The 15,393-nt window shown below is 72.5% G+C and carries 10 protein-coding genes and 1 pseudogene; 5 read left to right on the plus strand and 6 right to left on the minus strand.

Translation table 11 applies throughout. The annotated features are described in order from the left end of the window. Positions 1-5: 5 nt before the first annotated feature. From AC061S_RS12255 to AC061S_RS12265, 3 genes and pseudogenes are all read left to right on the plus strand, one after another. The gene (locus AC061S_RS12255; protein WP_478685929.1) at positions 6-1,268 is read left to right on the plus strand and encodes a class I SAM-dependent methyltransferase; all 1,263 of its coding nucleotides are present in this window, start codon (positions 6-8) and stop codon (positions 1,266-1,268) included. Then, a complete protein-coding gene (locus AC061S_RS12260; RefSeq protein WP_478685930.1) occupies positions 1,265-2,485 on the plus strand; it encodes a methyltransferase domain-containing protein in 1,221 nt (406 codons plus the stop codon). The genes AC061S_RS12255 and AC061S_RS12260 overlap by 4 nt, the downstream gene beginning before the upstream one ends. Before the next feature lie 75 nt (positions 2,486-2,560). Then, a pseudogene (locus AC061S_RS12265) lies at positions 2,561-3,592 on the plus strand (DUF2855 family protein); the annotation flags it as partial. A gap of 67 nt (positions 3,593-3,659) precedes the next feature. Here the strand turns inward: AC061S_RS12265 and AC061S_RS12270 are convergent. The 3 genes from AC061S_RS12270 to AC061S_RS12280 form a co-directional block, all read right to left on the minus strand. Continuing rightward, positions 3,660-5,051: an FAD-binding oxidoreductase gene (locus tag AC061S_RS12270; protein ID WP_478685931.1), complete on the minus strand. Its 1,392-nt coding sequence runs from the start codon at positions 5,049-5,051 to the stop codon at positions 3,660-3,662. Positions 5,052-5,267: 216 nt separating this feature from the next. Further along, on the minus strand, positions 5,268-6,824 hold the full coding sequence (locus tag AC061S_RS12275; RefSeq protein WP_478685932.1) for a methyltransferase domain-containing protein: 1,557 nt from the start codon (positions 6,822-6,824) through the stop codon (positions 5,268-5,270). Positions 6,825-7,303: 479 nt separating this feature from the next. Next, positions 7,304-7,645 (minus strand): YciI family protein, encoded by a 342-nt coding sequence (locus tag AC061S_RS12280; RefSeq protein WP_478685933.1) that lies wholly within the window; start codon positions 7,643-7,645, stop codon positions 7,304-7,306. Between the two features lie 246 nt (positions 7,646-7,891). Between AC061S_RS12280 and AC061S_RS12285 the strand changes: the two genes are divergently transcribed. Next, the gene (locus AC061S_RS12285) at positions 7,892-8,644 is read left to right on the plus strand and encodes an SDR family NAD(P)-dependent oxidoreductase (protein ID WP_478685934.1); all 753 of its coding nucleotides are present in this window, start codon (positions 7,892-7,894) and stop codon (positions 8,642-8,644) included. A gap of 56 nt (positions 8,645-8,700) precedes the next feature. Beyond that, complete coding sequence (locus AC061S_RS12290) at positions 8,701-9,573, plus strand: LLM class F420-dependent oxidoreductase (protein WP_478685935.1); 873 nt, start codon at positions 8,701-8,703, stop codon at positions 9,571-9,573. A 75-nt stretch (positions 9,574-9,648) separates the two neighbouring features. On the opposite strand, the gene AC061S_RS12295 is transcribed toward AC061S_RS12290, so the two are convergent. The 3 genes from AC061S_RS12295 to AC061S_RS12305 form a co-directional block, all read right to left on the minus strand. Beyond that, positions 9,649-11,160: an FAD-binding oxidoreductase gene (locus AC061S_RS12295; RefSeq protein ID WP_478685936.1), complete on the minus strand. Its 1,512-nt coding sequence runs from the start codon at positions 11,158-11,160 to the stop codon at positions 9,649-9,651. Positions 11,161-11,317: 157 nt separating this feature from the next. After that, positions 11,318-12,661, minus strand: coding sequence for an extracellular solute-binding protein (locus tag AC061S_RS12300; protein ID WP_478685937.1), 1,344 nt, complete (start codon positions 12,659-12,661; stop codon positions 11,318-11,320). Positions 12,662-12,890: 229 nt separating this feature from the next. Next, the gene (locus AC061S_RS12305; RefSeq protein ID WP_478685938.1) at positions 12,891-15,122 is read right to left on the minus strand and encodes a molybdopterin-dependent oxidoreductase; all 2,232 of its coding nucleotides are present in this window, start codon (positions 15,120-15,122) and stop codon (positions 12,891-12,893) included. Between the last annotated feature and the right edge of the window lie 271 nt (positions 15,123-15,393).

Consider the following 15,393-nt stretch of genomic DNA (forward strand, 5'->3'; position numbering starts at 1 on the left):
GCATCATGAACATCACCGAGTGCACCGAGTGCCGGATCTGCGGCAACCGCACCCTGCTGCCCGTGCTCGATCTGGGAACCCAGGCGCTGACCGGCATCTTCCCCGCCCGTGACGAGCCGGTGCCGACGGCTCCGCTGGAGCTCGTCAAGTGCTCCCCGGACGGCTGCGGACTGGTGCAGCTCCGGCACACCGCCGACCTCTCGCTCATGTACGGCAACCACTACGGGTACCGCTCGGGCATCCGGCCCTTCATGATCAACCACCTGACCGGCAAGGTGTCGCGGCTCACGGGCATGGTCGACCTCGGCGCCGGCGACCTGGTGCTCGACATCGGCAGCAACGACTCCACCCTGCTGCAGGCGTACCCGTCCGACGGTCCCACCCTGGTGGGCATCGACCCCACGGGCGAGAAGTGGCGCGAGTACTACCCCGACCACATCGCGCTGATCCCGGACTTCTTCTCGAAGGCGGCCTTCACCGAGCTGTACGGCGACCGCAAGGCCAAGATCGTCACCTCGATCGCGATGTTCTACGACCTGCCGGACCCGACGGGCTTCATGGCGGACGTGCGCGACATCCTCACGGACGACGGCGTGTGGATGCTCGAGATGAGCGACCTGGCCTCCATGATCAAGGCGCTGGCCTACGACGCCGTGTGCCAGGAGCACCTCGAGTACTACTCGCTGCGCCAGATCGAGTGGATGGCCGAGCGCGTCGGCCTCACCCTGACGACGGCCGAGATCACCGACGTCAACGGCGGCAGCCTCTGCGTGACCCTGGTCAAGAACCCGGCCCTCCACACGGTGGACACCGCGTCGATCGAGGCGGTCCGCCGGCGCGAGGCCGAACTCGAACTGGACTCCATGGCCACGTACGAGGAGTTCGCGCGCCGCGTCGCCGGACACCGCGACGACCTGCGCGCGTTCATCGCCGCGTCGAAGGCGTCCGGCAAGCGCATCCTGGGGTACGGGGCTTCGACCAAGGGCAACGTGGTCCTCCAGTACTGCGGGATCACCGCAGAGGACCTGACGCTCATCGGTGAGGTCAGCCCGGAGAAGCACGGCAACTTCACGCCCGGAACCGGCATCCCCATCGTCTCCGAGGAGGACGCCAAGGCCCTGCGCCCCGACCAGCTGCTGGTCCTGCCGTGGGCGCACCGCAACGGGTTCGTCGAGCGGGAGCAGGAGTTCCTGGCGGAGGGCGGAGAGCTGGTCTTCCCGCTGCCGTCCATCTCCGTGGTCCGCGCGGAGGGGCTGAGCGACCAGTGACCGCGTGCCGGATCTGCGAGGGCGCGGTCGAGGAGTTCCTGGACCTGGGACCCCAGCCCCTGCCCGACGCGTTCTTGCGCCCCGGTGACACCGACGGGGAGTTCTTCCACCGGCTCGCCGTCGGCCGCTGCACGAGCTGCACCGTGGTCCAGCTGACCGGGGAAATACCGCGCGAGCGGGTGTTCCACCACGACTACCCCTACCGCTCGGCCGGGTCGGCGGCGATGCGGGAGCACTTCACCCGCACCGCGCTGGGCTTCGTCGAGACCGAGCTCGCCAGGGCCGCGGACCCGTTCTTCGTCGAGATCGGCTGCAACGACGGGACCCTGCTGCGGACCATCGCCGAGTCCGGTGTCCGTCACCTGGGGTTCGAGCCCTCCGGAGGGGTGGCGGACGTCGCCCGGGAGAAGGGCGCGCGCGTGCGCACCGACTTCTTCGAGGAGTCGACCGCCGCCGCCCTGCGCGAGGCCGAAGGGCCGGCCGACGTCATCTACTCGTCGGACACCATCAGCCAGATCCCGTACACGGGCTCGCTCCTGCGCGGTGTCGCCGCCCTCCTGGGGCCCGACGGCGTCTTCGTCTTCGACGACCCGTACCTGCGGGACATGATCGAGAAGACCTCCTTCGACCAGATCTGCAACGAGCGCTTCTACCTGTTCTCCGTCCGCTCCGTGGGGGCGATGGCCGAGCGGTTCGGGTTCGAGCTGGTGGACGCCCAGCGCCTCCCCACGTACGGCGGGGGCCTGCGCTACACGATCGCGCGTGCCGGTGCCCGGACGCCGTCCGCCTCGGTGGCCCGGCTGCTGGCCGAGGAGAACGCCCTGGGCCTGGCGGAGTCCGAGGTGCTGAAGGGCTTCGCGTCCTCGGTGCTCCGCATCCGCGACGACCTCACCGGCCTGCTGAGGTCCCTGCGGGAGAGCGGCAAGACGGTCGCCGGCTACGGCGCGACGGCCAAGAGCGCGACCGTCACCAACTTCTGCGGCATCGGACCCGAGCTGGTCCCCTACGTGTGCGACACGACGCCGGGCAAGCAGCACCTGCTGAGCCCCGGGATGCACATCCCGGTCACGCCTCCGGAGACCTTCAGCGCCTCCTACCCGGACTACGCACTGCTCTTCGCCTGGAACCACGCCGAGGAGATCATGGCGAAGGAGCAGGGGTTCCGCGAGGCCGGCGGCAAGTGGATCGTGTACGTGCCCGAGGTGCGGGTGCTCTGACCGGGCGGATCCCGGGCGCGCCCGCGCCCACGACCGCAACCCGGGAGATGCGCGGCCCGCGGCCGCCCGATGACCATGGCCGCGGCGAGCCGAACCAGGTCCGCCGCACCGGACGATGAAGGGGAGACGTACGTGCCTGATCTGGACAGCTGGGATCTACTGGTCCGGCGGGACGACCTCACGGCGACCGGGATCCGGCATGCTCCGAAGGTCCCGTTGCGGGAGGGCGAGGTGCGCCTGGCGGCCGAGAAGTTCGCGTTGACCGCCATCACCGCCACCTATGCCCGCCTCGGCGAGTCCGAGCTGCCCTTCTTCGACGCCTTCGCCGGCCCGGAGGGCCACGGCCGCGTCCCGACCTGGGGCTACGCGCGGGTGGAGGAGTCGCGCCGGCCCGACATCGCCGTCGGCACCCGCTACTTCGGCTTCCTGCCGCTCTCCACCCACGTCACCCTCACCGCGGAGCCGACGGTCCGGGGATTCGCGGACACCGCTCCCGAACGGGAGTACCTGCACCCCTGGTACCGCGAGTACCTCCTCGCCGGCGAGCCGGACGAGCAGGACGAGCAGGACGAGCTGGACGACCACCGCCTCCTCCTGCGCCCGCTCTACCCGGCCTCGTTCAACCTCGCCGAGTTCCTGGGCCGCGAGACCACCCCGCGCACCGTGCTGATCACGAGCGCCTCCAGCAAGACCGCACTGGGCCTGGCCGCCCTGCTGGCCCCCCGGCAGGACGTCACCACCCTCGGCGTGACCGCCTCCCGCAATCTCGGCTTCGTCCGCGGGCTCGGCCACTACGACACCGTCATCACCTACGACGAGCTGGCTACCGCCGAGGTCGACGGACCCGTGGTGCTCGTCGACTTCACCGGCCAGGCCGAGCGTCTGTCGGCCGTGTACGACCGCTTCGGTGCCGTGCTCGACGACGCCCTCCTCGTCGGCTACACCCACCCCGGCGCCGAGATCGAGCCGCCCCCGGGGCTGACCGACCCCGAGCCCTGGATCTTCTTCACCCCCTCCGAGGAGCAGCGGCTCATCGAGAAGGAGGGCGAGGAGGCCTACCGGGCCAGGTACCAGGAGGCCGAGGACCGCTTCGTCGGGAACGCGCCGTCCTGGCTCACGGTCGACCGGCCGGCAGGTCCCGACGCGCTCGCGGCCGCGTACCGCCGCCGAGGGGTCAGGCCGGCTTCCCGGCGGAGCAGCCCGGGGCGATGTCGCCGCGGAACAGTCCGGACGGGTCGACGCGCGCGCGGACCAGGTCGAGGGAGCGGACGGACTCGGGGTCGAGGTGGCCCTGGGGCTGCTCCAGGCTCGCCACGAACGTGGGCGCGGTGCGGCCGGTGTCCCAGGGGCCGAGCGTGCGGCGCACCAGGGCGCAGTGTTCGAGGATCTCCTGCTCGGTGGCGCCACCGCCGGGCACGCCCGCGCCGGAGTAGGCGTAGCGGGCGTCCAGGTGCCCGAGGGCGCCGGCGTTCGGGTTCTGCTCCCCCAGGGCGCCGCCCAGCTGGCGCAGTTCGGCGACGGTCAGGGCCGAGCCGGGCCGGTCGACGGTCACCCGCAGGAACGCCTCGATGCCCTCGTCGCCCAGTTCGTCCAGGAGCATGTGGTCGCCGAGGACGGGAACCGGGTCGGGCGGGTCCATGTGGGTCTCCGGCACTGCCGTCGGCCCGGCCTCCTGCCAGGTGTCCATCAGCGGCTCGGCCGCCGCGCGCAGCTGAACCAGAAGTTCGTCCGCCTGCCGCCGGGCGGCGTCCAGGTCCTCCTCCCGCGGTGCCAGGAACACCCCGTCGAGGCAGAGCACGGGCCCGGCCGTCAGGACGGCCGGGATCTCCGGGAGCCGGGGCAGGTTCATCACGCGGATCGACGTCGTGGCTTCCCGCGGCGCGTCGGCGGCCCACCGGCGCCACAGCGGCAGCAGCCGGGCGGCGTGCTCGGCGGACCAGAACGAGGCGCCGGTGACCACACCGGCGGCGGGGAACAGCTCCACCTCGACGGCGGTGACGACGCCGAGACCGCCGCCTCCTCCGCGCAGCGCCCAGAAGAGCTCCGGGTCCGTGGCCGCGTCCACGCGCCGCAGCTCGCCGTCGGCGGTGACCAGTTCGACGGCCCGCAGGGTGTTGGCCGAGAGGCCCGAGTACCGCGCGTACATGCTCAGGCCGCCGTTGAGCAGATAGCCGACGACGCCCACGGTGGGCGAGGATCCGTGTGCGGCGGCGAGCCCGTGGGGGGCGGCCGCCTCCACGACGGCGCCCCACCGGGTGCCGGCGGGCACCCGTGCCACCCGGCGCTCCGCGTCGATCTCGACGCCCCCGTCCAGTTCCGTACGGATCAGGAGCGCGTCGTCCATGGGCCGGGCGGTGGCGGCGGCGTGCCCGGTCGCGAGCACCCGTACGCCCAGGCCCTGTGCGGCGGCCCGGGCGATGGCGGCGCGTACGTCCTCGACGGAGCGCGCCACCACGGCGGCCGCGGGGGCCACGGGCGCGAACAGGTTGAACACCTGGGTGGCGGCCTCGTAGGACGCGTCCTGGTTCGGTGCGGTGTCCGCGGGGCGTTCGTGGACCGTGGTCATGGGTGGTGTTCCTCCAACGCGCTGATCGGTGCGGGCGCCCGGGCGTCCGGACCCTTCACGGAGGCCCGGGCGTCCGACCAGCGTCGTACGGGGGTGTCCGCGCGGGCATCTCCTGGCGTGCGGGACCGGCACCGCGGGGCGGGTCCGGAAAACGCGCGGGCCCGGACGCCGCCGACGGGTCGTCGGGCGGGGTCCGGGCCTGTCGCCGGCGGGCCGTTACGCGGCGCGTTCGGCGGTGATGAAGATGGTGGAGCCGCTGCCGGACTCCTCACGCACCGTCAGACCGGCGTCGGCGAGCCACTTCTTCACCTCGTCCAGTTCGAACAGGAGCATGCCCGCGGGCCGGCTCGGGAAGAAGTGGGAGCCCTGGAAGTGGCGGTCGATCGGGTCGTCGGCCCAGCGGAAGGTCATGAGGGTGAAGGTGCCGCCGGGCTTGAGGACACGGCCGATCTCGGCGATGGCGATGTCCGCCTGCTCGGGGAAGGCCTGCAGGGCGTTCCAGCAGTTGACCGCACCGAGGGTGGCGTCGCCGAAGGGGAGGGTGAGGGCGCTGGCTATGACGCCGGGGACCTCGGGCAGGGCGCGGCGCAGAGCGGTGAGCATCGGCAGGCCCAGGTCCTGGGCGATCAGCCGATCGGTGCCGACGGTCCGCTCCAGGACGGCCGTCCACCGGCCGGCCCCCGCGCAGAGGTCGAGCACCGGGCCGTCGACCGGGCTGGTGCGGGAGGCCAGGTACGCGTCCTCGTCGGCCGGGGTCAGGGCGTCGTCCCAGTTCACACCGGCGACGCGGAGGAACGCCGGACGCAGGACGGACTCGTAGTAGACGCCCATGCTCGGCATGGCGGCGAGCTTCTGCAGCAGGTCGGCGGTGTCGTCCTCGTCGGTCGCCTGGGAGCCGGTCGCTCCGCCGGACAGGTCGAGCAGGCCCTGGGAGAGCGGGAAGGCGGTGGCGCATTCGGTGCAGCGGACGCCGCCGTCGAAGCCGAGGCGTCCGGCGCAGGAGGGGCAGCGCAGCGCGTCGGCGTGCCGGGCGAAGGCCGCGCCGTCGAGGCCGGGAACCTCCGCGGCCTGCGACTCGGCCGAGGGCATCGGGTAGGCCGTCTCCAGCGCCTCGCCGTTGCGCACGGCGAAGTACGCCTTCATGCCGGAGTACGCGAGCACCGTGCGGGTGTCGTTGTCCCAGTTGGTGGTGGCCTGTTCGACGGAGAGGTCGCGGATCCACTCGGCGTCGAAGCCGCGCTCGTCCTCGTTGAGCTGCCAGGCGGCCGGGGAGGGCCAGCACCGGCCGAGGTCGGGGTTGTCCAGGTCCAGGCGGCGCAGCGTCCGCTCCAGGCGGGTGAGGTCGTTCTCCCCCAGCGCCAGTTCCTCGACTGCGGCCGCGGCCAGGACGCGCTCGCGGTCGTCCGGGAAGTGCGACAGGAGGTAGATCAGCGCGAAGGTCAGGGGCGTGTCCTGGCCGCTGGAGCCCAGGAGCTCCAGGTAGCGGTCCAGGCCCGCGCGGACGCCGGTGAGCAGCGGGCCGTCCGTGACGGGGTACTCGGACTCGGCGAGCAGGCCGAGCAGGACGGCGATGTAACCCTTGCGCTGGTCGTCCACCGAGTCCAGCAGGGCCAGGAGGGCGGGCAGCGCGTCCGTCGCGGCGTCCGCCGGTCCGTCCCCGCCCCACACCGCTGCGGCCAGGCGGACGAATTCCGCCTCCAGCCGGTCGGCCGGCGCCTTCACGAAGACGTCCAGGAGGTCGGTGACGGCCGGGGAAGTCGTCGGGTGGGTCATGTGCGCGTCCTTTCAGAAGGGAGGGGCACCGGATGCCGGTGCGGCTCCGTGGCGCCCGTGAGCTGCCCGGAGGCCGCAAGCGAGGTCTCCGCGGCGTTCCCGGGTGCCGCCCGGCTCACGAACCGGGCGGGACGCGAACGGGACGTGCCGGCCTGTCAGCGAAGAGACGTGATCAGCTTCGTGGTGGCCGCTCGGCGGCTGCATCTCTCGGATTGCGGTGTTGCCGGACGCGCCCGTCCGGACATACGACGGGAGCGGGACGGGACCTTTCCAGGCCCGTCCCGCTCCCCGTCGTACCCGCTGCCCTCGTCGGGCGCCGCACGCGCCCGCCCCACCCCGCCCCGCGACGCGTCCGTCGTCGGGCAGGCCGTGGCCCCGGGTCCCCCGTCGTTTCCCCCTGCACGGTCCCCGGCGAACGGCGCGTCCCTGACGCGGCGGCGTTCCCCCATGGCGCGGGGACGGTAAGGCTGTGGGCCCGATCAGGCCTCGGGGATCTCGAACAGCGGACGGACCTCGACGCCACCGTCGTTGACCGGAACGACCTTGGCGATCTCCAGCGCGTGGTCGATGTCCTTGGCCTCCAGGACGAAGGTGCCGCCGAGCGACTCCTTGCTGTCGCCGAACGGGCCGTCGGTGACGACGCCGCCGCGCAGGGCCTTGGCCGTACCGGCCGGCTGGAGGGCGAGACCGTTGAGGATCTTGCCGCCGAGCTCCTCGACCTTGCCCGGGAAGGCCTCGTGGGCCGCGAGCAGCTCCGCGGGGGCGTTCTCCCAGCCGCCGGGGATCTCAGCCTCGTAAATGAATACCGCGTACTGAGCCATGGTGGCTCTCCTTCCATCGTCCTGTCAGGCTTCGTCCGCGCACTGCCACGGCCGGCCGGGTCATGGCCGTCGTGAAGTCCACCCGGCCACTCTTCCTCGCGGGGACCCGGAGCCGCATCTTCCAGATTGCTGCACTTCGGAAGTGGACGCCGGTGGACGAGCTGACGGGCCGCCCTCGCCGGAAGGGCGGACCACTTCGCAATCCGGGAGATGCGCCGGGCCGAGCGCAGCCACGACCCTGACCGCATGACTGACTTCGAGAACAAGACCTACCTCATCACCGGTGGCGGCAGCGGCATCGGTTTCGCCACCGCCCGCCGCCTGCTCGACGAGGGCGCGAACGTCGTGATCGTCGGCCGCAGCGCCGACCGCCTCGAGACGGCGGCCAAGGAGCTGGACGGCGGCGACCGGGTGCTGGCCGTGACCGCCGACGTGGCGCGTCCCACCGACCTCGACGCGGTCATCGAGCAGGTCCGCGTGCGCTTCGGCAGCCTGGACGGCGTCTTCGCGAACGCCGGGATCGGCCTCAACTCCCGTACCGCGGACGTCACGGAGGCCGACTTCGACCAGGTGGTCGGCACCAACTTCAAGGGTTCGTTCTTCACCGTCCAGAAGGCTCTGCCGCTGCTGGCGGAGGGCTCCTCGATCGTGCTGAACGCCTCCTGGCTCGTGCACCGCGGCATGGGCGCGGGCTCGGTCTACGCGGCGAGCAAGGCCGCCGTCCTCAACCTTCCGCGCACCCTCGCCCCGGACCTGGCCGAGCACGGCATCCGTGTCAACGCCGTCACCCCGGGCCACATCCGCACCGAGATGTTCGACGCCGTCGCCCCGGTCGAGCAGATCCGCGAGTTCTTCCGCGGCCAGGTCGCCCTCGGCAAGCTGGGCGCCCCGCAGGACATCGCCGAGGCGGTGCTCTTCCTGCTGTCGCCCCGTTCCGCGTACATCACCGGCCAGGAGTTCGTCATCGACGGCGGCCTGACCAGCTCCGTCCCCGCCTGACCGGCCGTCACCACCTCCTCCGTCCCTGTCATCAAGCACCTGTTGGGAGACCTGCCATGAAGATCGGCCTGGCCGTCGCGGACTTCGCCTGGGAAGGCGGAGCGCCCCGCATGGCAGAGACCCTCGCGTCGATATCGCGCTCCGCCGACGACGCGGGATTCGACGTCATCGGCGTCGCCGACCACGTCTGGCAGGGACCCCACATGGGCGGCCCCGAGCAGCCCATGCTGGAGTGCTTCACGACGCTCGCGACCATCGCCGCCCAGACCCGCTCCATCCGCGTCATGCCGCTGGTGGCCGGGGTCCACTTCCGCTCCCCCGGTCTGCTGGCCAAGTCGGTGACCACCCTCAACGTCCTCTCCGGCGGGCGTGCCGACCTCGGCATCGGCGCCGGCTGGTACGAGGACGAGGCGCGCGGCCTCGGCATCGACTTCCCGCCCCTGGCGGAGCGCTTCGAGCGGCTCGAGGAGACGGTGCGCATCTGTCTGAGCATGTGGGACGGAGAGCGCGGCGACGAGAAGCCCTTCACCGGCGAGCACTACCGCCTCGACCGGCCGCTGAACGTGCCCCAGAACCTCACCCGCCCGAAGATCATGATCGGTGGCGGCGGCGAGAAGAAGACCCTGCGCCTCGTCGCCCGCCACGCGGACGCCTGCAACCTGTACCCGGGCCCCGACCTGCCCGGGAAGCTCGACGTGCTGCGCCGGCACTGCGAGACGGAGGGCCGGGACTACGACGCCATCGAGAAGACCTGCATCATGCCGTTCTCGGTGTCCGACGCGGCGTCGGCGGACGAGCTGGCCGGGGTCCTGCGCGGCCTCGGCGGCCTCGGTGTGCAGCGGGTGATCGGCATTCTCGAGGGCTCGGACCAGCCGCGCCAGGTCGACCTGATCGGCGAGCGGGTGCTGGCCTCGGTCTCCGACGCCTGACGGCCCCGCACGCGAACGCCGGTGCCCGGCCCCCCTGATGCGGGGGCCGGGCACCGGCGTGTTCCGGAGCTCGGGTCAGGGCAGCCGGACGGACAGGGCGTGACGGAAGACGTCCCGCGGGTCGTACTGGGCCTTGATGCGCTGGAGGCGCGGGTAGTTGTCCTTGTAGTACAGCGCGTGCCAGGGCACGCCCGAGGTGTTCCACTCGGGGTCGGCCAGGTCCTTGTCCGCGTAGTTGACGTACGAGCCGTCGTTGGCCTCGTTCGGGACGGGGACCCCGCCGGTCTCGGCGTAGACGTCGCGGTACATCTCCCGCAGCAGCCTGATGTTGGTGTCGTCCGCGTCCTCGCCGGGCCACACCGACATGAACGCCGCCTTCAGCACCGAGTCGCGCTGCGCGGCGGCCGTGGCGTCGGGGGCGACGGTGTTCACGCGGCCGCCGTAGCCGATGAGGATGAGCTGGGCGGGGTTGTCCTCGGTCTGGGTCAGGTGGTGGTACAGGGCCGCCACCTGACGGTCCGAGTAGCCCTTGCGCAGGTATGCGGCCTTGATCTTGATCCGGCGGGTGAAGGGGTCGCCGGGGTCGCCCCAGCCCGGGTACGCGGAGGCGTACAGCCAGGGCCTGAGCTGCTGGTTCCGGAACAGCGGAGCGGCGTCCACGCCGGCCGTGACCTCGTCGAAGAAGGCGTCCATCAGCTTCTCGGCGTCCGGCACCGCGTCGTCGACGTGCGCGCCGACCGTCAGGCCGAAACCGGAGCGGTGCGTGCCGTGGAAGAAGCCCGCCAGGGGCGCGAACGGCGAGTCGGCGCCGCTGTTGCGCTCGAACCAGGAGCCGAAGTTGCGCTGGAGGGTGGTGAAGGCCTCCTCGGTCATCGTCTCCCAGGACCAGACGACCATGCCGCTGCGCCACTGGCCGGGGGCCTTGGGCAGCAGTTCGGCCGGGTCCTGCGAGTCCGCGCCCGGGGCCCGCATCCAGTAGCGCGTCACCACGCCGAAGGTGCCGCCGCCGCCGCCGGTGTGCGCCCACCACAGGTCGCGGTGCGGGTCGTCGGACTCGCGGGTGGCCACCACCGCGCGGGCGGTTCCGTCCTCGCCGACGACCACGACCTCCACCGCGTACAGGTAGTCGACCACCGCGCCGAGACTGCGCGAGAGCGGCCCGTAGCCGCCGCCGACGATGTGGCCTCCGACGCCGACTTCGGGGCATTCACCGGCCGGTATGGTCACGCCCCAGCCCTTGAACAGCACCCGGTAGACGTGGCCCAGGGTGGCGCCCGCCTCGATGGCGAAGGCCCGCCGGTCGGCGTCGTAGCGGACGTCCGTCATCTCGGACATGTCGAGGAGGACCTCGACGCCGGCGGCGGTGAGGTCCTCGAAGCCGTGTCCGCCGCTGCGTACGGAGATCCGCTTGCCCGCGGCCACCGCCTCGGTCACCGCGTCCACCACGTGCTCGGTCGTGGTCACCACGCGGACGTAGTCGGGCCGGCCCGGGTACCTGTGGTTGGTACCGAGGACCATGCTCGGATAGCGCGGGTCGTCGGCGGTGATGGTGGCGGGTCCCAAGCCCGCGGTGTCCGTCTCGGTCACGTCATTCCTCCATGGAGGGGCGGGCTGCCCCTCGGGGCGGGCCGTGCCCTGGTCGGTGCTGAGCCGCCATCAGCCTGTACGAGCACGGGCCGGGCTGTCTTCTCCCGCCGTGCTCTTCGCGGGTGGGGGCTCCGCCCGGGCGGTGCCCCCGGCCGCGTCAGATGCGGACGGTCAGGCAGTCCGGTGTCAGCGGGCCGGTGCCCTGCGCGTAGGCGTTGTAGTCGTCCAGCAGCTTCTGGGCCCGCCTCTGGGCGCGTGCGAACCGCTCGCGCGGGTCCGCTCCGTCCAGGACGTCCGCCATGGCCTCCATCATCACGATCTGGATGGCGTGGAAGCCGCCCAGGACCGCCCCGTGCGCCTCCGGCGGCCCGCTGCGCAGTTCGAGCTGTTCGCCGGTCACGCGGTGGTGGGGGTGCAGGTCGAACCAGCCCTCCTCCTCCAGCAGGGCGATCACGCCGTACGTCGCCGGGGCCGAGCCGCTCGCCTTGTGCCATGCGGCCGCGGCCCGCGGGCTGTTCAAGTACTGCATGAAGGCGAGCGCGCCGTCCCGGACCGCCTCGTCGAGGCCGTCGGTGAGCCAGAGGGAGTCGCCGCCGATCCAGTTTCCCGCGCAGGGCATGTCGCCGTTGCGGGGGAGCACGCCCACCTCCAGGTCGAAGCCGGCCTCCGCGGCGGCCCGCACCATGTAGTTGGCGTCGAAGGAGGAGCTGAAGCGCAGCGCCACCTCCTGGTTCACCAGGGCCTTGAAGGTGCCCGCCCAGTCCTCCGGTACGCCGGTGTGCAGGTAGTGGCCGCTGCGGTGCAGGCTCCGCCACCAGTCCACGTAGGCCGCGAGGGCCGCGGAGTCCAGGTCGAGCTCCGTGGCCCGGCCGTAGCGTCCGTTGCCCGCGTCGGCGAGGAGGGCGCCCTGCTGGGCGAGGGCGTGCTGCATGAACTTGCCGTCGACCGGCCAGGCGATGCCGTGGCCGGGTCCGTCCTCCAGCCGGGCCACGGCCTCGCACGCGGCCGTGGTCTCCTGCCAGGTCCGGGGAAGGGACTCGATGCCGGCCTGCCGCAGGACGGTGGTGTTGGCGTACAGCAGCATCGTCGAGAGGGTCAGCGGCACGGTCGCGAAGTCGCCGTCGACGTTGTAGTACTCGCGCACGCCCGGCAGGAAGTCGTCGAGGACCACCTGCTCGCCCAGGATCTCGGTGCGGCCGGCGACCGCCTTCTCGACGGAGACGAACAGCGGCGACCCGTCCTGGGCGCGGGCGTCCCGGGCCAGCTGCGAGGCGCCCGCGTAGTAGGTGGCGATGGCCGGGGCGGCGCCCCGGGCCGCTGCCTCGGCGACGGCCTCGGGGAGCTTCTCGTAGGAGTAGCCGCGCATGTCGATCCGGTACCCGGGGTGGGCCTTCTCGAACTCCCGGGCGCGTTCCCGGATCGGCTCCAGGAAGTCGGGGAACGGGAACTCGGAGAGCCAGGCCTCGATGACGACGACTTCGTCCGGGGCGCCGGGGTTCATGGGTCCTCCATTGGGGGGGCGGGCTGTGGTGCGGTCGGCGCTGCTTCTCGCAGGGCCGGGACGGCTCAGGCGTGTCTTTCGGATCTTGCCGGTCAGGCCCGCGTCGTCCGGTGCCGTGCCTCGCCACGCTGCCGGGGCTCCCGCGTACTGGACGTACCCGGGTGCCCCGGCAGCGCGGCGAGGTGCGGTGCCGGGCGGCGCGGGCCAGGCAAGATCCGAAAGAGACGGCCTAGGCGGCGAAGACCGGCAGCAGGACGGGCTCGTGGACGGGGGGCTCCCCGCCTTCGGGCGCGGGCGCCGGGACGACGACGACCGGGGCGCCGTTGAAGACGGCGTTGCCGGAGAGGGCGTCGATCGTCGAGTCGTCGGTCAGGGCGTTGGCGTTGAAGCCCGGGTGGGCGGCGGCGGTGCGCTGGGCGGAGCCGGCGTGTCCCCAGCCGTGGGGCAGGCTGACGACGCCCGGCATGATCGCCTCGTTGGGCTCGATCGGGACCACGAGCTCGCCGGTCGCCGAGGTGACGCGGGCGTGGGTGTCGAGGCCGAGCCGGGCCACGTCGTCGGGGTGGACGTGGAGGGTGCAGCGGTTGCTGCCGCCGACCAGCGACGGGACGTTGTGCAGCCAGCTGTTGTTGGAGCGCAGCTGGCGGCGCCCGATGAGCAGCATCGGCGCGGTGGGCGCGGCCAGCCGGACGCCGAGGCGTTCGATCTCGGGGCGGAGCTCGACGGGGGCGAGGCGTACCGCGCCGGATTCGGTGTCGATGACCTCGGACAGGCGGGGCTCCAGCGGGCCGAGGTCGATGCCGTTGGGGTTGCGGCGCAGCTCCGGCAGGGAGAGCCCGTAGGGGCCGAGCCGCAGCATCGCGTCGAGCATCAGCTCGGGTCCGCTGTCGCCGTCGAGGAGCGCGCGGGCCTCGGCCGGCTCCATGCCGTGGAAGGGCGAGCCGGGTATCTGCGCGCCGATGCCGAGCAGCTGGCCGATGACGGCCTCGTCGAGCTGGGCGGGGTCCGCCTGTGCGCCGGCGCCGGCGGCGATGAGGCTGAGGCGGGCCATGATCTCGGCCTCGGAGAGCTGTCCGGGTTCCAGGGGCAGCACGGGCGGCGAGAAGCGGGTGTAGTTGCGGACCGTGACGGTCAGGAGCAGCAGGTCGTAGTGCGGCATCTGCATCATGCGCGGGGGCGGCAGGATGACATCGGCGTACTTGGTGGTCTCGTTCAGGTAGGGGTCGACGCAGACCATGAACTCCAGGTCGCCGAGGGCGTTCGCGAGCCGGGGGCCGTTCGGCGCGGACAGGGCGAGGTTCCCCGCGATGGAGATCAGGGCCCGTACCTGGCCCTCCCCCGGGGTCTCGATCTCGTCGGCGAGCGTGGCGACGGGCAGCTCGCCCATGGCCTCGGGGTAGTTCTTCACGCGGCTGTGCCAGCGGCCCGAGGTGAAGGGGCGGGGGCCCCAGGGCATTTCGAGGGTGGCGGGCTTGGGGAACATGACCCCGCCGGGCCGGTCGAGGTTGCCGGTGAGGGTGTTGACGACGTCGACGAGCCACTGGGTGAGGGTGCCGAAGTCCGCGGTGCTGGTGCCCATGCGGGTGTAGACGGCGGCGGCGGGCGCGGCGGCCAGTTCGCGGGCGAGGCGGACGATCTCCCCGGCGGGCACCCCGCACACGGGTGCGACGGCCTGGGGGGTGAACGGCCGGGCGTGTTCCCGCAGTTCCTCCAGGCCCTCGGCCTCGACGCGCAGGGTGACGAGGTCCTCGGCGAGCAGGGTGTGCACGATCGCGAAGAGCAGGAGGGAGTCGGTGCCGGGGCGCACGAACAGGTGCTCGTCGGCGAGGTCCGCGGTGCGGGTGCGGCGCGGGTCGACCACGACGATCTTGCCGCCGCGGGCGCGCAGGGCCTTGAGGCGGCCGGGGAAGTCGGGGGCGGCGCAGAGCGAGCCGTGGGACTCGGCCGGGTTGGCGCCGAGGATGAGCAGGTACTCGGTGCGGTCCAGGTCCGGTACCGAGATGGCCGTGCCGCTGCCGAACATGAGGCCGACGGCCACGTGCTTGGGCAGCTGGTCGATGGTCCCGGCGCTGTACAGGTTGGTGGTGCCCAGCGACTGCGAGAGCGGTCCGCGGTAGAAGATCCCGCCCATGGTGTGGAAGGTCGGGTTGCCGAAGTAGGCGGCGACGGACTGGCGGCCGTGCCGGTCGATGACGCCCATGAGGCCCCGCTCGACGGCTTCGAAGGCCTCGTCCCAGCTCGCCTCGCGCCACTGGTCGCCGGTGCGGATCATCGGTACGCGCAGCCGGTCGGGGTCCTCGTCGATGCGGCCCAGGCTCGCGCCCTTGGGGCAGATGTAGCCCTTGGACAGCGGGTCGTCCGCGTCGCCGCGGACGCCGAGCACCTTCCCGGCGTCGTCGAGTTCGATCTTGAGGCCGCAGACGGCGTCACAGATGGGGCAAGTGCGGTGCGCGGTTCTCAACGAAACTCCAGGAGCGTCGGTTGGCAGGATCCGTACGGCCGGCGGACCGGACCAGGCGGTCCGACGATCGCATCCGCCGCCGCGGGCCGGCATCTTCCCGTGTGCTGTTCGCCGAACCCCGTCGCCGCGGGCCGGCGGGACCGGCCCGGTGCCGCAAACCAGGAGATGCGCCCGCCCCGGGGCGGTGCGACTCTGCCACCGTCGGCCGTTGGGCCGCGGCCGCAGCGCGCCGGCGGCGCGGGTGGTGTGGCCCCGCGCAGCGGCATCATCC

The organism is Streptomyces sp. CA189 (genome assembly GCF_056428985.1).